Below are 18,816 nucleotides of genomic sequence, written 5' to 3'. Positions count from 1 at the left end.
ATTATGTGTTAGGGGAGATATGTTCCCCATTCAAGGAGTGCTTCACTTGCAGGATGTAGGAGTCGCGAGAGGCGGTGCCCGAGCGGGCGGTTCGCTTGCGGAGATGATTGAGGCCGATATTTACAGCGGTGCCTTGGCGCCCGGGATGTGGCTCAAGCAGATCGACCTTGAAGAGCGTTACGGTTGCACGCGCCTCACGCTCCGCCACGCTTTAGACCAATTGCACTCACGCAAGATCGTCCAAAGAATTCCCAATCGAGGTTACTACGTTCCACCGGTAGATCAGGCTTACGTGAAGAACATTTTCCGAGCCAGAGCCCTTGTCGAAATGTCGATCGTCGACGAATTGGTAGCGAATGTTACGAGCGAGTCGCTTGCGCGGCTCTCTTATCTGGCGAGCGTCTTCGCGGATACGGTAAGAACTGGAACAGTGGTCGAGCAAGACAGCGCCAATCATGACTTCCACCGGGAGTTGCTGAAAGCCTGTCACAACCCAGTGATGGTGGAGATCATCTGGGACCTGCGGACACGTGTGCCCCTTGCAGTCCAGCGTGCCAACAACACTCCTGCTAAGCTTGAGCAAGCCGCACGGGATCACTTTGAGATGATTGAGGCCTTGCGTACCAAGGATGCTGACCGGATGAGAGCTATCACGGAGCGGCACGTTGGCATGAACCAGGGCACTTCTGCATAGCCTTTAAGCTGGCCTTCTGTAATGGGCTGTTGAGTGTCAATCCCCTGAGTGATCGTCACGACCCCCCGCTCATGCTTCTGTCCTTGGTCGGTACTCGGCCGCCACATCGTGCCATCAGAGAGGATCTTGTGACCAATCTCGGTACATGTAGTGGGAAAGCCCTGCCACAAAAGCTGTTGCGGCTTTCCGGCTCCTTCGTCCCGGCGACGGGACCTCAGCAGGACGGGAGCGCTCCCGCTCTGAACTCGTTTCTCAGATCAGGCCGCTATCGCGGCTTCCTTGCCCAGCGGAAGGTCGTGCCATCCACCCAGATGCGATGCAGAACGGTGGCCGATTTGCGCGCCAGCGCCCCTTCCATGGCCTAGCGCTTGAGAACCGAGAACCGCGTGGCATGGCTGAGTATCACGTTGATGGCCTCCTAGAGCGCGGTGCGTACCATCGCATCTCCCACTCGAAGGCGCTGGTCGAGCATCACCATGCGGCGACGCGGGAGGTGCGGTTCAACGGGCAGCTTCATGCCTTGCCCGCTACTGGGGATTTGCGCCGCGCTCCTGTACGCCGGGCGCCGCTAACGGGCCGGCGTCGGGGAGCCGGAGTGCCGCTTTCGCCGCATGAGCTTAATGGCGAAACGATCGCTGCCACCAGTGTGCCGGGTCGCCGCCCGGCAGGAGTGGCCCGCCCCGACACAGTCTACGACCGGCACCCTGCGATTGAGAAAAAGCAGTGAGCCATGATCCGCCTCCCGCCCGAAGGAGCGATTCACAGCTCTATCCCGCTCAGAAGCCCAAGAGCGTAATTTCCGGTCCGCTGCTTAAGCTTAGTAACGAGGTTGAGAACAGAAATTTTCGTTTGAAATTGGCGCCATTTCATGATGTTAATTTGGAGCCATGAGGTTCTTGGGCTTCGAAGGCTTCCAACCTAAGGGACAGATATGCCAACGGTGACGTTGAATGATGCGACTTTCGTCTATGACGACGTTGGCCCGTCCAATGCCGAAGTGATCGTCGCCCTTCATGGAGGACGAGGCATTGGCGACCGGCATGGAGAATTCCGAGCCTACAGGAGCCTCTCCGATAGATACCGTCTATTGGCCTATGACCAGCGCGGCTGTGGCGAGACCAGCCTGACGCCTCCCTATACCTTCGAGCAGTTCGCTGACGATGTCGAGGCCTTCCGGGTCAATCTGTGCGGCGGGAGAAAGATCACTCTCCTCGGCGGGTCCTTCGGTGGCATGATCGCGCTGACCTATGCCGTCAAGTATCCCGAAGGGCTGTCCCGCCTAATCCTGCGTGGCACTGCCGCAAGCCATCATAATGAAGATGATGCCTTCGTGACGTTCAAGGAGCGCTTGCACAAGGCGCCGAGCGCCTCGATCGGTATGCTGGAAAAGCTGTTCTCGGACAAGGTGAAAGATGACACCGAGCTCCGCCTCATCTGGCTTGCACTCCAGCCTCTCTATTACGAGAATTTTGACCCCGATGTTGCGTTGGAGCGTACTCGGACCATGCACATGCATGCCGAGACGCACAATGCACTTTTTGCTGAGCGCGTATACGACGTGCGGGATCAGCTGAAGAACATCAATGTCCCTACCTTAGTGATCTGCGGTGCGAAGGATTGGATTTGCCCACCGAACCACTCGCGCCTTATCGCGGAAAGAATCCCTCACGCTGAGCTTCTGGAGGTGCCGGGCGCAAACCATGCTGTTCATATCGAAGCGAATGAAGTGGTCGTCGCGGCTGTCCGGGAGTTTCTTGCACGCACTAAGCCAGCGTAAGAAACCCAGTGCAGCGGGAAGCCTATAAGGGCTCAGTCAAAACAAGAGAGGGAAACAAAATGATCGTGAAACTTCGCAACACACTTTTGCTGGGTGCGACTGCCATGGCTCTTGCCGTTGGCACTCCAAGCTTTGCCCAAGAGCAAGACACCGTTACAATTGCGCTCAGGGTGGCAGTCAATACGCTTGATCCACACATGACAGCCTCTGTCGGCTCGGATCTCAGCGTGCTGAGCCATATTTATCCGGCGCTGATCCTTCGCGGTCCAGATCTAAAACTTCAGCCTGCGCTTGCTGAGAGCTGGGAAATGACGGATCCGAACACATGGCGGTTCAAACTAAAACCTGGCGCACATTTTGCTAATGGCGAAAAGCTTGATGCAGCTGCGGTGAAGTGGAACCTAGACCGCGTTCGCGCTAAGGCAGTTGGCGCACGCATCGCTGCTTGGTTTGAACTTGTTTCCGAGGTTAACCTCATCGACGATACGACTCTGGAGGTGAAAACGTCGTCGCCCTATCCGGCCTTCGCCGACCAGCTCTCGATGTTCTTCCTGCTACCCCCGAAATGGGCCCAGACCCACAAGCCAGCTAGCGAGACCATGTCGGGCGGACCCTATAAGGTGCAGGAGAACATCCCAGGCGATCGGATCACCTTGGTCGCCAACCCAGACTACTGGGGACCTGCCCCAGAGTTCGAAAAAATTATCTTCAGCACGATTCCAGAATCCGCTGCGCGCACGGCTGCCCTCGAAGCCGGTGAAGTAGATCTGATCACAGGGCTGCCGACGACTGAGATCAAGCGCATCAATGAACGGGGATTGGCACAGGCTGATGCAATCGCCTCAATCCGAATGTTGCTTGGCAAGTTCAACCATCAGAAGGCTCCAATCAACAACCTTAAGCTCCGGCAGGCGATCAATTATGCCGTCGACAAAGAGGGAATTGCTAAGGCCATCTATGACGGCAAGACAACAGCCGCAAATTGCCAGCTCCTGACGCCAGGATATTTCGGGTACAATCCAGATCTGAAGCCATATCCATATGATCCCGAAAAGGCACAGAAGCTGTTGAAAGAGTCCGGCGTCAACCTCAGCCAGCCAATTGAGATTGAAGTCCCTGTCGGCACTTACTTGCAAGGTGAAGAACTCACCCAGGTTATCGCTTCTCAGCTGCAAGAAATTGGCTTGAACGTGAAGATCACTGAGATTGAGTTCGGTGCCTTCATGAACAAACAGCTCAAGGCGCGCGATTTGGCACAGGTCGCAATCCAGGGGCTGGCTTGGCCGACCATCGACGCAGACGGAATGCTGACCATGTTTGCCCCGGGCAATATCTACGACTACTGGAATAATAAGGAGTTCGGCGCCCTTCTCGACAAGGGTCGTGCCTCGACTGATCATAAAGAGCGCACCCGGATCTATGCTGAAGCAACCAAGATGATGTGTGATCAGGCCGGCGCACTGTTTCTGTTTGCGCAACCAGCAACGTATGGAATTTCCAAGCGCATCACCTGGAATGCGCGAGGTGATGATTGGGTTCGCGCCTACGATATGAAGCCGAAGAACTGAGGCAGCTTTCGTCTGAAGAGACGAAATCGATCTAACCTGTCGCGGGAAGCGCCTCTGAGCGGACATCCTCATCTCATCGCGCGTGACTCTGGTCGAAGTGAGATGAAGCCGATCAAGTGGACACCCGCGGCAAGATAGCGGGCGCATAGGAGTATGAGACTTGATCCAGGAAAAGACTGTGAATGGTCTGGCCAAGCTTGAGAGAGCGCTCGCTGAGGACCTATTGCTCCTTGAACTGCATATGACCCGCTATCGCCTGTCGAGGGACGCGCAACCATGACGCGCTATCTCCTATCAAAACTCTTCGAGGCTGCTCTGGCAATTTGGGGCGTGGTGACAATTGTCTTTTTCGTCAGTCGCGTACTTGGAGATCCAGCTGTTCTCCTCCTGCCAATCGGAGCCGTCGAGCAGGACCTGGAGCGACTGCGCGCTGCTCTCGGCCTCGATCGGCCCATTTTAGAGCAGTATGTGATCTCCATGCTCGCGATGTTTCGGGGCGATTTCGGAATCTCGTTCCAGCATACGAGGCCTGCTCTCGACGTGGTGCTGGAGCGGATGCCGGCGACAGGGCTACTGGCGGGAACGGCTCTGGTATTCGGAACACTTATCGGGGCTGCTGCAGGGGCAATTGCGGCACTGCGTCGTGGAACGGTGGCGGAGTTCATTGTGATGACTGCAGCCCTCCTTGGCCAGGCCACTCCGGTGTTCTGGTTAGGCATTATGCTGATCCTACTCTTCGCAGTTGAGCTAGGCTGGCTGCCGACTGGCGGGTATGGAAGCCTCGCGTATCTGATCTTGCCAGGCGTAACCCTTTCCGTCTTCGTGTCCGCCTCAATCGCGCGCCTGCTTCGCTCGTCACTTCTCGATATCATGCGAGAGGATTATGTACGCACTGCGCGTGCAAAAGGACTTCTCCCGAAGACTGTCTTCCTCTGGCACATTGCTCGCAATGCACTCATCCCAGTTGTGACTATGATCGGAATCATTGCCGGTGAGCTTCTCGGGGGATCCGTAGTCATAGAGACCGTCTTTGCATGGCCAGGAGTGGGCCGGGTGATCATGCAGGCAATTCAGGCTCAGGATTTCCCCGTCATCCAAGCTGGCGTGGCGCTTGTCGCCGTGATCTTCGTCGTGGTCAATTTGCTGGTCGATCTGCTTTACGGCGTACTCGACCCACGCATTCGCAGGCACTAGGAGCAGATCCATGAAATCGTTTTTTTCTGCTCTCACACAGAGCCGTGCCGGATTGTTCGGGTTTGCGTTAGTAGTCGCTTTTGTGCTGGCTGCCTTACTCGCCCCTCTCTTCAATCTCCCATCTCCCACACGATCCAACATCCTCGCACGTATGGTGGAGCCGACATGGACCGGGCCTTTCTCGCCTGGGCCACACCCGCTCGGCACTGATGAGCTTGGCCGGGATATTCTCTCACGCATCATCTATGGCAGCCGAGTGACACTGCTGATCGCGTGTTCTGCCGTTCTCCTTGGCGGCGTCGTCGGAGTGCTACTCGGCATTGTTGCTGGCTACTATCGCGGCATTGTCGACCGGGTGCTGATGCGAATCGTCGACATTCAGCTAGCCTTGCCGTTGATGCTGCTGGCTTTGCTGATCGTTGCGGCCCTCGGACCGTCCACTCGCAACCTCATTATTGTCTTGGCACTGACGAGCTGGCTGCGTTATGCGCGAATAATTCGCGGTCAGGTTCTTGCTCTACGTGAGCGCGAGTTCATCCTATCTGCGCAAGCGATCGGTGCTGGCACTTGGCGTATCATGCTGAGGCATCTACTGCCGAATGTCCTAACTCCAGCCCTCGTCGTCGCGACGCTCGAGCTCGCGCGCGTCATCATCATGGATGCGGCTCTGTCGTTCCTCGGTCTTGGCGTTCAGCCGCCCAATCCGAGTTGGGGGCGCATGCTCTCGGATGGGCGCGTCTACATTTCTACTGCCTGGTGGATCGTTACGTTTCCTGGAATCGCCATCTTGCTCACGGTCCTGAGCGTGAACCTTCTTGGTGATTGGCTACGTGACTATTTCGATCCAAAGCTGAGAGTGTCACGATGAAGCCGCTCCTCGAGGTCCGCAACCTAACTGTCGAGTTCAACACGTCGGCTGTCACTGTACACGCTGTCAATGACGTCTCATACACATTGCACGGTGGTGAGACACTCGGGATTGTGGGTGAGTCTGGCTCAGGCAAGAGTGTTCACGCACTCTCGATGGTCGGCCTCATCTCGATGCCTCCCGGGCGGATTGTCCGGGGCGAGGTCTTGTTTAACGGCCGAAACCTGCTGGCGCTCTCCCAACGCGAGCTCTTCGATCTTAGAGGAAGGGAGATTGGATTCATCTTCCAGGATCCCATGACATCGCTGAACCCAGTCCTAACCGTGGAGCGTCAGATCGCCGAGCCGCTACGTCGGCATTTCGGATTATCTGCAAGTAAGGCGCGGCAGCGTGTCATTGAGCTTCTCGACATGGTTGGGATCCCGGATCCTGGCCGCAGGGCGGGCCAATATCCCCACGAGTTCTCAGGCGGCATGCGGCAGCGGGTCATGATTGCCATTGGCATCTCGTGCAATCCCAAGCTCCTGATCGCGGACGAAGCCACGACAGCACTGGATGTAACCGTTCAGGCCCAGATTCTTGATCTCGTGCGCGACCTCAAGAAGAAGATCGGCACAACGGTAATCTGGATTACTCACGACATGGGTGTAGTGGCTGGCCTGGCTGACACGGTGCAGGTTATGTATGGCGGGCGGATCATGGAGCGGGGACCGGTCCGAGCCGTCTTCAAAGATCCCCGGAGTGCCTATACCTGGGGGCTGCTCAGGTCCCTCCCCCATGGCAGCCGGCGGGGCATGAAGCGCCTGTACCAAATACCAGGTAATCCGCCCGATATGACTCGGGAGCCAGTGGGCGATCCCTTCGCGCCGCGCAACCCGTTCGCTACAGATCGCTGCAGGATAGAAACACCGCCGCTCGTCGACGCACCTGGGAGCGTTCCCGGTCACAAGGTGGCGGCTTGGTATGATCTACGACAAGAACTCGCTTCTCTGGAGGATGTCCGTGGTTGAGAAAGCACCTGCTCCCGAGAGGCCCGAGCCAATTGTCGAGGTTAATAACCTCTCCAAGATCTATGGCGGAGAACGCCGTCTGTTTGGCGCACCATCAGCTCTGCTGAAGGCAGTCAACAATATCAGCTTCGATATCGCTGCAGGTGAGACGTTGGGCCTCGTCGGCGAATCAGGTTCAGGGAAGTCTACCACCGGACGCGTGCTGCTTCAGTTGGAAGCGCCAACCAGCGGTGACATCATTTTCAGATCCAAGAACATCACCGGGCTGTCGAAGCGGATGCTACGGCCATACCGCCGCGACATGCAGATCATTTTCCAGGACCCCTATTCCTCCCTCAATCCGCGGATGACGGTAGGCGACTTCGTTGGCGAGCCACTGGATGTGCATGGTGTTTGCACAGGTGGACCGGAAAGGCTGGATAGGGTCGCTGCACTCTTCAGGAAAGTAGGGCTCGATCCCGCCTTCATGAAACGCTACCCACATGAGTTTTCAGGCGGGCAGCGTCAACGTGTGAGCATCGCCCGCGCAATCGCTCTCAATCCCGCGTTTATTGTTGCCGACGAGCCAATTACGGCTCTCGACGTGTCGATCCAGGCACAGATCGTCAATCTGTTTCAGGATCTACAGGACGAGCTTGGCCTTACTTATCTCTTCATCGCGCACGATCTTTCAATGGTTCGTTTTCTCTGCCATCGTGTCGCGGTGATGTTGCGAGGGCGGATCGTAGAGATGGGTCCGTGCGAGGCAATCTTCGAGGATCCGCAGCATCCCTACACCCGGGCACTGCTGTCCTCCATCCCCATTCCTGATCCAGATATTGAAAGCACCCGCCGTCCACTAACATTCGACGTCAGCGCAAACTTGCCGCCGGACGATGCAGTCCTCGAGCCGGTGGGAGACGGGCATCTGGTAATGCGAGGTTGAGGAACTAGCGAGGAATGCTCGGCCGCGCCAGATCATGCTGTCCGAGCACCAGAGGACTGTAAAAGGTAGGTGCAAGCTGCACTGGAAGGAGTGACATGGTCGACCGCATAGACATACTGTCGCGGCTAAACCCCGGTTCTGAACTCCATGGCATCAGGCGTGAGCGCCCAGAATTCGTGGAGGGAGCTGAGCTTTGTCGCAGAGCCGTGCTGACGCCCAATTCAGATTTCGGAATAAGCCACGCAATGCGTGCAGCCTTGGCCGCCCGGATGGCACGCCTGATCGGCCTTGAGGATTTAGCCAAGTCCTATGACGCTCAACGAGAGAGCAGCGACGGTGATGAGATGTTGCGAATAATCGCCTCAGGGAGCGATCTGCCAACGGGTGGGAACTTTTTTACCGCAGCGTTGGTTCGCCATGCGGACCTCGTAACCACAAAGCCACGCGACAGCACACGCTCGGATATCCAGCGGTTGGAGGAGGCTGGGCTGAGCAATTCACAGATCGTCGCCATCTCTGAGCTGATTGCCTTTGTGAACTTTGAAGCAAGAGTCATTGTGGGTCTAAGGGCGCTGGAGGCCGTCACATGAATAACGCCAGTTTCAAAGTAAAGGCGCTCTCGTGGCATCCCTACATTCAACCTTTGGATTTACAATCCGCGAACGAAGAGCAGCTTGCCGCAATGCAAGTCACTCCATCGAACACCAAAGTCTCGCCCTACGTTCGTACCCTCGCGCACGATCCAGAGTCCTATGTGGCCCGAACGAAACTGTTCAACGCAATAATGTATGTAGAAGGTGGACTTAATCGGGCAGAGAGAGAACTAGGAGCGCTGGTGGCGTCGGCGGTGAACAGATGTGTCTATTGTGCGTCTGTTCACGCAAGACGCTATGTCGAGCTTTCGGGCCGCGCTGACGTTGTTGAAGGTATTTACCTCAAAAGCCTTGATGGTCCGTTCGATACCCGCAGCCAAGCGATCGTTGATTTCTGCAAGACGCTTTCTCAAACCCCTTCGATCGTAACACCTGATCAAGTGAGGGCTTTGCTCAACTGCGGTATGTCAAAGTCGGAGATTGTTGATCTTATTCATTCCGCTGCCATTTTCGGCTGGGCCAACCGGCTGATGCATACACTTGGCCATTCTGGGCCAGTCAATAGCAAATAGCTCGTCAAGGCATCGTAAAGCGAAGTTCGGCTCAGTGTAGAGCATAGCCGGCATGCCTGATCCAGCCTCGCGCGTCCTTTGCGGTGATGGTGTCGAGGGCTGGCTTGAGTTCTGCCTCCAGGGCTTCGAGGCTGCGCGCGGCTTTGGCCTTCAGGCGTTCTTTCATCTTGGCCCAGGTGTCGCTGAGCATGTTGGCGTGAGATTCCCGATTTTGGAGCAGCCGTAGGCATCTTGGCGTGAGACTCTGAGGCTTTGGAATCTCAAGTTAACTGCCGATACTGTTGGCGAACCAATCAGCCGGCCAGGGCTGCAAAGCGTGAGGTTCGGGTCGGCGCCAGCGCTTGCCCATCGAGCCAGGCCGTGATGCGCTCGATGTTCAGTGCGGCTGCGGTGGCCACATGCTGCAGGCGTGTCTTCGCCAAGCCGCGGTAGCGCGCCCGGCGCAATCCGAACGCGCGGACGCCCTGGGAGAAGGTGCCTTCGATCCCCTGCCGCAAAGCATACAGGCGCTGCCCGGCCTCAGTTTGCTGGTGCACCCGCGCTGCGACCAAGGCTTCGTGTGCATCTCTGGTGTGGAGCAGAAGCTGCCGGCCCTGCGCTGATCCTGCAACTCGGGTGCAACGTGCACGGGACGCGCAGGTGAGGCAATCGGCGGCGCGGAAGCGAACCTTCACATAGCGGCCGCGAGCAGCGTCCCCATATTCGCCCCAAGACAGGCTCTCCTTGCCATTCGGGCACCGCACACGGCGATTGTCCCAATCCACCACAAAATCCTTGATTTCGAAGGCGCCTTCGGTGCGGTGTTGCCAACTCACGTCCTTCCGGCTTGGCCCAACGAGATCAATCCCGTGCTGTTGGCGGGAGCGAGCGAGGTGGGCCGCACTCATATAGCCTGTATCGACCAGATGTTCGCCCGGCAGCAGCCCCTTGGCTTCAAGCGCCCCGTGAATGGGTCCAAGGCGCATGACGTCGTGAACATTGGCCGGCGTGGAATCGGCATGAATGATCAGGTGGGGATGGTCCTGATCACAGGTCTCGATCAGATGGAGCATATAACCGATCCAATCTCGCCCGTTCCTGGCCCGGAAACGGGCATCCGCATCGTATGGGGAGACGAGGTGATCCTCACTGCCGCGGTTACGTCGTTCAGTCCGTCTCGGCTGCCGATTGTCGGACTTGGGCGGTGAACGGCCCTGGTCCGGATCGGGCGGCGCGCCAGTGGATCCTGGTGAGCGCTCGAACTGCTGCGCCCACACGGTCCGCAAGATCTGGATGGCGTGCAGCCTCCCGAGCCCCGCCGGCGCGTCAGCATGCTTCAACGCCTGCAGCAGGCGAAAGCCGTCTTCACCGATCTGCCGTTGGAGTATCTCCCGCTGCGCCTCAGCCCGCGGCAGACGCGCATTCTCGACACGGCGACCGTAGCGCTCATACCACTCTGGTGGGGCGAACGCCCGCAGCCAGTTTGGATCCGCCGTTGCAACGGCGTTGAGGGCGGCCCGCAGGGTCTCGGCCACGAGTTCAAGCCGGTTGAGCGCGCGCACGGCCGCCAGCACGTGGGTCGAGTCGGTCCGTTGCCGCCCTCGGGCCCGGAGCAACCCGTGGGCCTGCGAGGCCTCGAGGAGGCGCTCCAGCAAGCGAGCCTCGAGGCTGCCGCCGAGGAGCCGATCCCGGAACTCACAGAGCACGCTGTGGTCGAAGCCGGGGTCGTCGAGCGCGAGGCCAAGGAGATACTTCCAGTCAATCCGGGCTCGCACCGCGTCGGCGGCTTGGCGGTCGCTCAGGCCCTCGCGAAACTGCATGAGCGTGACAAGCGCCAGCCTCCAGGGCGGGTAAGCTGGCTGGCCACCGGCTGGGTAGAGATCAGCAAAGTCACTGTCGCAGAACACGGTGCCGAGTTCGTCCCGCAGCGTGAGATAGGGACTGCCCTTGGGGAAAGCGGCCCGGGCAATGCGGACCGTTTTAGCTGGAATGGATAATCTCAAGGATTGCGGGCGAAGGGACATGGGACCAGCTCCAAAATGGCTGACCATTAACGCCTTCCCCAACGCTGGGTCTCCTTCATTCGCCAACAGTATCAACTGCCAATGTAAGACGGCTTCGGGAATTCCCCTACCCTGCTCCATCCCGGCTAACGCGATGCACTGCTTAGCATTGATGCACGATCCAACGCTCTGATTGACTGTGGCCCCGCCAGGCTCACTCGGCTCCAAATCCAGAGAACGTTTGTGCGCCGGAGTCTCAGGTTAAATGCTCAAGGCCAACGAGAATCTCAGGTTAAATGTCCAACCTTTCGTCTCAGAGTACAAGCTAAGTCACTGAAATTATTAGATCGCCTGTCTCACGCCAAAATGCCCAGTGACAATCGGCGTTGCGCCCTCACGAACGTCCCGCTCCAGTTCCGAGGGGAGCATGAGAGCACCCATCTTCTCGCGTCTCTAGATCGAATTGACAGCAATGGGCATTACGCGGAGGGCAATCTTCAGGTTGTCTGCCGTTTCGTGAACAGCTGGAAGAGTGACATGCCGAACGAGGAGTTTCTTGGACTTCTGGCGCTTGTGCGTGGCGGGGCGGAATGATTCCTGAGGCATCGATGTCCCAGAGCAAAGAGGATCTTGAACGGGCTTTCGCCAATCCCAGCATCTCCATGCGGATCATGCGGGGAACCGCTCTTCTGGTTCTCGGATGAGAGGCCGGACCGATCGATCAGGTATTAGCCAGTTGGTCGGCCCAAGATTTTCAGCTCTTTGTTGTGCGAACAGGCAGTGTGACGTCTGAGCTAATAGCATCTTGCCCGTCGAATTAGCACCTGCGGGTTGAAGACGCGCTCAGAGCGCCGGACGACTTGGCGCACCTCTGTAACATCGTGCCAAGCCTCACGCGATCGAGCTAAACTGGAGTCAGCGCAAGAGTTGTTGAATGCTACAAGCGAATGCTCGAATTCGACGTCAGGTAAGCTAGAGTGTCACAAATCTTTGGGGGGTGGCGTTTTGCATGTGGCGTAAAGCACTGATCCCGCCGCTCGTGTCTTCGACCTTCATCTCGATCAAACCCGCGCCCGCCCGCATTCCGCCGGCATCGAGACGATGGAGGACACGCTCTTCATGGAGCTCGACGAGGTCCTGGGCGTCACTGATTCCGAGGACGCAATGGTCGACAAGAACGGGAGCCACCCGCCCCTGGCCGAGCACGTCCGCCAAACCTGCTTCCTCGCTGCGTACGCCATGGACGCAGCGGCGCGCCTGGAGGCTGACCCGGACGCCCTGGAGAGTGGCTTGCACCGTGCGCTCCGAGGACAGACCGGCTCCGCGCTCGCGAAACGGTACGCTAAGACGGCCGCCGCTCCCGGGCAACCCGTTGATCGCGACCAGATGATGAAGGCCGCCATCAAGGACATCTTCAGGGCGGAGATGATCGCCCAGGCCATGGCGGCAGAGCCTACGAATTACCGTCCGATCTACGAACTCATCGGCGACCGTGTCGGCATTAAGCCTGCTGATCGGGAACGGCACCTCAAAGAGCGCGTGCGGGAGATGCAGGATTTCGCGAGGAAAATCCCCGCGATGTTCCAGTAGCTCAATGCTGAAAACCCAAACCTATAAGAAAGCTCCCGATGTGCTCTCTTCTCATTGCCCTCTCGCTCGCTTCTCAGCCTTGCTCAAGACGGGCGAGAATCACTGACACGTTGTCCTCGCCACCAGCACCCAAGGCTTTGGCGACCAAGGCGTCAGCTTTGAGTTCACTAGAGTGCAGAGCCGCGCAGAGAACCTGATCACCAACCATGTCGGTCAGACCATCCGAGCACAAGAGCAATGTCCATCCGTCGGGCAGCACCGGAACCGGTACGATGTGAGGGTAAAGAGAACGTGTTCGATGGATGGATCCGCCAAATGCCTGCGTGATCGCGTGCGTGGCCCGGCGGCCTGTATGATGGTGGGAGCCGACGGAAGCGACTCTCTCCAGCCCTATAGCTACAGCCGCTCGCGGAACATCTTCAACACTGACCTGCCGGAATCCATCTGCGTCATCATATAGGTAAGCCCGGCTATCGCCGACGTTGATAATTGTCAGTGTCCCCTCAGTGATGATCGCCGCAGCAAGCGTACTCCCCATTCCGCGCAGGGATGTGTCTTCAACCATCTGTCCTCTGAGGTCGAAATCGATGTGCTTAAGAAGGTCGACGATGGCATCGCTGTCCCCGGTCGGCAGACGATCGACGCCTCGGACGAGTTGCTCTACCAGGAAGCGACTTGCGATCTCTCCTGCACGGTGACCACCGAGGCCGTCGGCGACCGCGAGGAGGATCCCACGTTGGCTCACGAAGTATTCGGCAGCATGCTCGGCAGCATTACCAAACCCGAACCAGTGCCCTACCGCAATGGCATCCTCGTTAGTGGGTCGAATGTGTCCACGGTGTGTGGCGGCCGAGACCGTAAGCCGATGCCTGAAACTAGTCACGGCTGTGTGCCCCTCTGCGATGGAGCGGATCAGCGTGGTCGAGCCCTGCTAGGCGGGCGATCTCAGCAACAACTTCAGGATGTCTCGTCACAATACCCACGGTGGGAATAAAGCTCAAAGGACGCTCGCGGCCGCTCAGAAACGGGCGGTTTGAGACAACGGCCAAGCTATCGTCTTTAATTAGGAAAAAGAGATCTTCAGGGGCCCGTTGCGCCAAGTTCAGGCGGAGTTTCTGCTGGGCAGTCAGCCAGAGCTCTACACCGGGCTCGAACGATCCGGGTTTTCCCTTGGGATTGGTGCTGAGAGCGACCGATGTCTCGATGCGAACCTCAACACCCTCGTCCAAGCGTTCATTGAGTCCGCGCAAGACAAGGCCATGCGTTACGTCGGGATCGACATCTGTCGAGGTGATAAGAAGCCGTCTTCTGGCAGCATTCAATGCCTCGTTGAACAGGTCCCATTGCTCGTAAGGGGCGAGGGGACGAATGTCGAACTCATCGAGGCGTTCGCGCGCAGCTCGCAACCGCTCGTCCAGCACTGACATATCCTCTCGCTCGGCATCTCGCAGCTTCGGACGTTGGCGAAGGCGTTCAAGTTTGGCACCAAGCTGAGATCGCTCGCGCGAGGCTAATGCAACCTCAAGTCGGCGTCGGCTCACCTCTTCTGGGTCTGCAAGCTTTGCGCACAGATCCGGACCAATGAGGTGGTGCAGCGCGGTCATAGCGTCTGCGTGGGCGGAAGAGCGAACGAGGCCAGGCTTCTTTGCGCCACCGTGGCGAGAGAACTCGATCTCATAATCCTCAGCAAGCTGGTCCCCAAGCACGAAGCCGATCTGCACTTCCTCCGTGGCGCGGTTCCGGAAAACGAGCCCTATTGCGGGCCGGAACAGATTGTCACGACGGACGATTCGTCGGACGGCCAAGACTCCACGAGAAAACTCCTTGCCCGAGAGCCGTCGCACCGCACGACCGATTTCGTTTAATGGAAGCTGGGAGGCATCAGGCGGATCAGCGGGGTATGGCCGGATCTGAATTGCACCCCTCTCTGAAAGCTCTTTCGGGCGGCGGACACTTTCCGCTCCAAGTTTGATGGGGCGACGGCGGGTCCCGTCATAATCGAACACAAGGATCTCGTCCTGAGGGGTTCGCTCGCCCTGGAGCAGACGTTCAAGACCAAGATCTGTTACCTCATATTGATCGCATGAGGCATCACCGTTCTCATCGCCGACAGGCTGTACGACGGCGACGCAGCCGTCATAGGCAAGGAGGTTCAAGGCGTCGAGCACGACTTCGTCGGTGAGGCCAAGCAGGTGAGCGATACCATGCGCCTGTGTCTCACCAATTATGATCGCCCGCAGCACGAACTCGTGGGTAGTGGGCATCTCCTGCTTGGCGAGCGTTACGGCTTCGACTGTGAGTCGAAAGACAGGCAGGCCAACCTCCGCGAAATCGACGAGGTCGAAGCCGTCGCGTACATCAAACAGTCGGGCCGCTTGCGCCGGGGTCATCATAGCAATGGTCCAATGTGACAAGAATCGGGGTGTGCCTCTACCCAGTCAATGACTTGCTTGAACGGATTCTCGCCTTTGGCGGTTCGGCAAAAGTGATGATCTCCTATCAAGATCAGGGCTGACCGCGCACGAGAAAGGGCCACGTTGAGGCGAGGCTTTTCCTTCAAGAAGCCTATCCGGTGCTTTGTATTTGACCGGGTTACTGAATAAATGCACACATCCGCTTGTTTGCCCTGGAAAGCATCAACGCTGTTGCAGGCAATTTTCAGGAGCGGCCAGTCCGACGCATTCCGGTCTGTCATCTTGACCAATCGCTTTACCTGAGCGGTGTACCCGGAGATGATAGCAACGGTTACGTCTTTCCCCTGACGGGCCACCGCCATCTGCAGACGATCAAGCACGCGCTTGGTCCACTCCACTTCTAGGGCGTTGTCGAAGGTCCTGCCAACTGGGTTCTCTTTACGTTCGCGTTGGCGCTTACGTGACGTCGTGAACCAAGTGACTGCGGCTGGTATGTCCGGATGGAGCTTTAGTCCATGTGAGGCGACCGGGCTCTGCAGAGTACCATCATAAAAGCAGTCGCTGACCAGATTACCGATCGGTGTAACCATACGGTGCTGGATTTTCAGCTCGGCACGGCAGTCCTTCGGCAAACCGGATTTCGGGTCCACCATACGGTCTAGGATCGTGGGACGAATCTCATCTTTTTCGTCGTACTCTGCCAGCAGCTGCTCGCCAAACTCTTCATAGAAAGGAGGAAGCTGCTTTGGGTCCCCGACAATGATCCAGCGCTGGCTCCGGGACATAGGGATCAGGATCTCGGTTGCGGTTGCCTTTGAGGCCTCGTCGACGATGCAGAGATCGTATTCGACTTCCTCAATGCCCTTAACGCCAGCGATGCCAACGCACGTTCCGGCAATGATCTTCGCGCCGTTTAGCACTGCGGCGTTGAAATCTCCGGTACGGCCAACACGCAGGAACCAGTTCTCAAGTAGGGAGAGGCGCTGCTGACATTGACGCACCGTGTCATCGCCATTCAGATACACTGCTTGCCACTCCTCGAGTTCAGACACGTCGCTCATGCGTGCGAGGTCCGGTCCCAAGTCAGGGCTGGAGGCGAGATCGGCTCTGACTGCTTTCTCCTGCCGGCGGAGCCGCTTGCGAGTAGCCTTTAAGAGGGCCAACTCATCACTGATCTCGATCGTTGCCTCATCTAGTTCCACGCCCTCATCGGGCGTGGCAGCGCCCTGTTCTAGCCGCTGCTCGGCTTTATCGACCTCGGCCTCTTCCTCAGAGATGCGGCTCTCGATATCGGCTAGCTGGCGAAGAACCAGCACAAGACGCTCAACCTTCATTCCAAGAGCCACGAGCGCGCGATCCACACCACGCTGCTCAGCCCAGATCGCCATGTTCTCCTCGGCGGCCCTTCGGACTTGGTCCGCCCACGCCTCAACCTTCTGTTCCAGCATCAGCGGCTTGGAGACCTCCCCAATCCGAGGATCGTCAGACCGGCCGATCCGAACGACGGCCGCGGCACCGTCGGCCTTGAGTTTCGAGATACGATCGATCGCCTCGTCTAGGGCTGTATGGGTTTGAGAGGAGAGCAGAATCCGCTGCCCCGAATTGGACGCGAGCCATCGGACCGCGATCTCCGAGATGAGGTCGGTTTTGCTCGTCCCTGGCGGACCTTCGATGGCCAGAAATTCGGTTGTTCCGAGAGCCCGCCGTAGAACTGCAAGTTTCTCGCCAGTTAGTCGGGAGCCTTTCACCTGCTCCGGGTCGACGAGCTCCGGAAGCCGCGCACAGGCAGGATCGAGTAAAATCGCCCGAAGGCGAGGGTTGACAATCCGGTCGTAAATAATCGCGTCGAGGGCTGAACTCTGATATCCAAGGGATCGCTCTGCAGCAACAGTATTCAGCAGGAGTTCTCCCCTCCGAGGCAGGAGCTCAGGATCGCCGTTTGTGACCTCCAAGGTCACTTGATCGAGGAGAACTTGAGCCACCCGCCCAAAAACATGGCGCCCCCCAACTCGCACAAATCTATCCTGTCCAATAACGTCACTGGATGGTGCAAGGTCGGCCGTGAAGACGACCTTGCTTCCCTCGATGCGTCGGTTCGTGAAGTGGACCGCATTCGCCCGATTGGTCTCAAGGTGAAGTCGGTCGCGTAGGTACCCCTTCCATGCCCTGAATATACGCTCACTGCTCAGGGCACGGCGTGCCTCATCCCTTTTCTTTTCGTGGTGTTTAACCTGGCTGAGTAATTCCTGAAGGGTCTCTGCCGCTGTCGTTTCGTCGGCAGCGCGGCCGAAAGAGAATGCGAGTGGTACGCGATAGGACTCCTCGCGGATCTTTCCGGCGCGGGCAGCCTCGATCTCGTACGCATTGATGATTTCGAGGCGTCCGCCACTGCGCCCACCGAGTAGTGCCCGGAAACGCCATGTGACGCCAATGATTTCAATCCGGTCAGAGTTCGTAGTGCCGTCAGGTCGACGCTGGAGCGCCAAGGCGTGAGTCTCCACGAGTTCATCGAGGATGAAGCGTTCAACTGCGTCACGTTCTCTAAGGTTCAACAAGTCGCGCAGATAACTCTCCGTGCTATGGGACAAATCGAAATAGCAAGGAATAGCAGTTGCGCCGGCCCGAGAGCGCGCTTCCTCAGCCCGGTCCAGCTCTACTCGCATTATTCCAGCATCGAAAGGGCGCCGCTTGGGATCATCTGATAGGGAGGCCTCGATCAGGGGTCGCACGACCTCAGGGAAAGGGGCTTCCTGGAGCGCAATAGCTAGGTCTTCGTCCCCCTCAAGCTTGCGGCCGACGAGGCAGAAGACTGCCACTGCAGCCAGAGAGAAACAGTCCCGACTCCGAGAGTGCACGCGGTCGTCGGCTTCTTTGGGGGAAAACCCCGGGGTGCGGGCATCTATGAAGGTTTTCCCGGCAGCCGGCATCCAAGCGTCACGATCGTCGAGAACCTTAGAAATTCCGTAGTCCGTAATCTTCGGAACGCACTTATCTGTCACCAAGATGTTTCGGGGGTTTAGGTCGCGGTGAACTAAATTGCGCGTCCTTTGTGCATGCTCGATTGCGCCCAGGAGCGGGCGTCCAAAGTCATTGAGAAACCGATTCCAAGACATCGGCCCATGCTCAAGGACGAAGGCCTCAAGATTGCGGTCGATCCATTCCATGGCGAGGAACCAGCGGCCCTTGTCATCTTGATCCACAGCCAAGAGTTTAATGATGTTGGGGTGCTCGAGACTGCGGAGGGCCTCAACCTCGCGCTGAAAGGATGTTTTCAGGCGCTGTTGGTCACCTGAGGTTTTCATACGCTTGAGAGCGGCGAATTGGCCTGTCTGCAGGTCAACTGCCTTCTGCACCGTGCCCATGCCGCCAGACCGGATCTCGTCAAGCACCATGAAACGACTGCCAAGGACCTTTGGAGCTTGGGAGATAGCATCAGCGCTTGAAATATTGGATGAGGTCATTCGTCGTGTGCCCCTTTTCGCGTGGCAGCACCGCAGCAGGAAGGCTCGCGATGACGTGCGCATCAATCAAATGTCGCTGCCCATTACTGCAGGCCTTCGCTCTCTAGTAGACATCTGAGTCTAAAACGATCGCTCGATAGCACAATGCTGGCATCAAACCTACAAGGT

At 57.8% G+C, this 18,816-nt stretch carries 16 protein-coding genes and 1 pseudogene; 11 read left to right on the top strand and 6 right to left on the bottom strand.

Features of this window, described 5'->3' with window-relative positions:
* Positions 1 to 19: 19 nt before the first annotated feature.
* Positions 20 to 694: a GntR family transcriptional regulator gene (locus tag JO965_RS39860; protein ID WP_203447273.1), complete on the top strand. Its 675-nt coding sequence runs from the start codon at positions 20 to 22 to the stop codon at positions 692 to 694.
* 265 nt (positions 695 to 959) lie between these two features.
* On the opposite strand, the pseudogene JO965_RS48620 reads toward JO965_RS39860, so the two are convergent.
* A pseudogene (locus JO965_RS48620) lies at positions 960 to 1,148 on the bottom strand (IS110 family transposase); the annotation flags it as partial.
* Here JO965_RS48620 and JO965_RS39855 point away from each other — a divergent pair.
* The 9 genes from JO965_RS39855 (at position 1,086) to JO965_RS39815 (ending at position 9,201) form a co-directional block, all read left to right on the top strand.
* On the top strand, positions 1,086 to 1,421 hold the full coding sequence (locus JO965_RS39855) for a hypothetical protein (protein WP_203447272.1): 336 nt from the start codon (positions 1,086 to 1,088) through the stop codon (positions 1,419 to 1,421). The pseudogene JO965_RS48620 and the gene JO965_RS39855 overlap by 63 nt on opposite strands.
* A 204-nt stretch (positions 1,422 to 1,625) precedes the next feature.
* Positions 1,626 to 2,471 (top strand): alpha/beta fold hydrolase, encoded by an 846-nt coding sequence (locus JO965_RS39850; RefSeq protein ID WP_203447271.1) that lies wholly within the window; start codon positions 1,626 to 1,628, stop codon positions 2,469 to 2,471.
* A 59-nt stretch (positions 2,472 to 2,530) separates the two neighbouring features.
* Positions 2,531 to 4,039, top strand: coding sequence for an ABC transporter substrate-binding protein (locus tag JO965_RS39845; protein WP_203447270.1), 1,509 nt, complete (start codon positions 2,531 to 2,533; stop codon positions 4,037 to 4,039).
* A gap of 276 nt (positions 4,040 to 4,315) precedes the next feature.
* Positions 4,316 to 5,233 carry an ABC transporter permease gene (locus tag JO965_RS39840; protein ID WP_203447269.1) on the top strand — a complete coding sequence of 306 codons (918 nt, stop codon included), beginning with the start codon at positions 4,316 to 4,318 and terminating at the stop codon, positions 5,231 to 5,233.
* A 10-nt stretch (positions 5,234 to 5,243) separates the two neighbouring features.
* Positions 5,244 to 6,101, top strand: coding sequence for an ABC transporter permease (locus JO965_RS39835; RefSeq protein ID WP_203447268.1), 858 nt, complete (start codon positions 5,244 to 5,246; stop codon positions 6,099 to 6,101).
* Positions 6,098 to 7,111: an ABC transporter ATP-binding protein gene (locus JO965_RS39830; protein ID WP_203447267.1), complete on the top strand. Its 1,014-nt coding sequence runs from the start codon at positions 6,098 to 6,100 to the stop codon at positions 7,109 to 7,111. The genes JO965_RS39835 and JO965_RS39830 overlap by 4 nt, the downstream gene beginning before the upstream one ends.
* On the top strand, positions 7,104 to 8,036 hold the full coding sequence (locus JO965_RS39825) for an ABC transporter ATP-binding protein (protein ID WP_246777243.1): 933 nt from the start codon (positions 7,104 to 7,106) through the stop codon (positions 8,034 to 8,036). The genes JO965_RS39830 and JO965_RS39825 overlap by 8 nt, the downstream gene beginning before the upstream one ends.
* Before the next feature lie 95 nt (positions 8,037 to 8,131).
* Complete coding sequence (locus JO965_RS39820; RefSeq protein WP_203447266.1) at positions 8,132 to 8,626, top strand: CMD domain-containing protein; 495 nt, start codon at positions 8,132 to 8,134, stop codon at positions 8,624 to 8,626.
* Complete coding sequence (locus JO965_RS39815; protein ID WP_203447265.1) at positions 8,623 to 9,201, top strand: peroxidase-related enzyme; 579 nt, start codon at positions 8,623 to 8,625, stop codon at positions 9,199 to 9,201. Before JO965_RS39820 ends, JO965_RS39815 begins: the two co-directional genes overlap by 4 nt.
* A 31-nt stretch (positions 9,202 to 9,232) precedes the next feature.
* On the opposite strand, the gene JO965_RS39810 is transcribed toward JO965_RS39815, so the two are convergent.
* Entirely contained in the window at positions 9,233 to 9,391 is a 159-nt protein-coding gene (locus JO965_RS39810; RefSeq protein WP_203447264.1) for a hypothetical protein, read from the bottom strand.
* Positions 9,392 to 9,494: 103 nt separating this feature from the next.
* The gene (locus JO965_RS39805) at positions 9,495 to 11,204 is read right to left on the bottom strand and encodes an IS1182 family transposase (RefSeq protein ID WP_203447263.1); all 1,710 of its coding nucleotides are present in this window, start codon (positions 11,202 to 11,204) and stop codon (positions 9,495 to 9,497) included.
* Between the two features lie 1,080 nt (positions 11,205 to 12,284).
* On the opposite strand from JO965_RS39805, the gene JO965_RS39800 reads away from it, so the two are divergent.
* Positions 12,285 to 12,773 (top strand): hypothetical protein, encoded by a 489-nt coding sequence (locus tag JO965_RS39800; RefSeq protein ID WP_203447262.1) that lies wholly within the window; start codon positions 12,285 to 12,287, stop codon positions 12,771 to 12,773.
* 73 nt (positions 12,774 to 12,846) lie between these two features.
* Here the strand turns inward: JO965_RS39800 and JO965_RS39795 are convergent, their stop codons facing one another.
* From JO965_RS39795 to JO965_RS39785, 3 genes are read right to left on the bottom strand one after another with little or no spacing between them, the layout of a single operon-like run.
* Positions 12,847 to 13,656, bottom strand: coding sequence for a PP2C family serine/threonine-protein phosphatase (locus JO965_RS39795; RefSeq protein WP_203447261.1), 810 nt, complete (start codon positions 13,654 to 13,656; stop codon positions 12,847 to 12,849).
* On the bottom strand, positions 13,649 to 15,166 hold the full coding sequence (locus JO965_RS39790) for a hypothetical protein (protein WP_203447260.1): 1,518 nt from the start codon (positions 15,164 to 15,166) through the stop codon (positions 13,649 to 13,651). Before JO965_RS39790 ends, JO965_RS39795 begins: the two co-directional genes overlap by 8 nt.
* Complete coding sequence (locus JO965_RS39785) at positions 15,163 to 18,648, bottom strand: serine/threonine-protein kinase (RefSeq protein WP_203447259.1); 3,486 nt, start codon at positions 18,646 to 18,648, stop codon at positions 15,163 to 15,165. Before JO965_RS39785 ends, JO965_RS39790 begins: the two co-directional genes overlap by 4 nt.
* Positions 18,649 to 18,816 lie beyond the last annotated feature (168 nt).

Origin of the sequence: Microvirga sp. VF16, assembly GCF_016864375.1 — a bacterium.
Lineage (GTDB): Bacteria > Pseudomonadota > Alphaproteobacteria > Rhizobiales > Beijerinckiaceae > Microvirga.
This window is presented reverse-complemented; position numbering and strand designations above follow the sequence as displayed.